The sequence below is a fragment of the Monashia sp. HAY1-5C genome (assembly GCF_056755255.1).
Window position 1 is genome coordinate 1 of sequence record NZ_JBPGXG010000838.1, and the last position, 232, is coordinate 232.

1 protein-coding gene is annotated in these 232 nt (G+C 43.5%); it reads left to right on the top strand.

Annotated features, from left to right (window positions below):
- The coding region (locus ACR9ZK_RS23710; protein WP_481344357.1) for a thiamine pyrophosphate-binding protein at window positions 1–232 on the top strand (232 nt) is incomplete at both ends.

Genomic DNA, 232 nt, shown 5'->3' on the forward strand with positions numbered 1-232 from the left:
TAGTAGAAATGTTCGAAAATGCAAATGTGAAAAGAATCTACGCAGTTACTGGCGACAGTCTTAATCATCTGAATATTGCCGTTAAAAAAAGCAGTATTGAATGGATTCATGTAAGACATGAAGAAGCCGGAGCTTATGCCGCAGCCGCAGAAGCCGAACTGGATGGTTTTGCAGTATGTGCCGGAAGTTGTGGCCCAGGTCACGTACACCTTATCAATGGTGTGTATGAAGC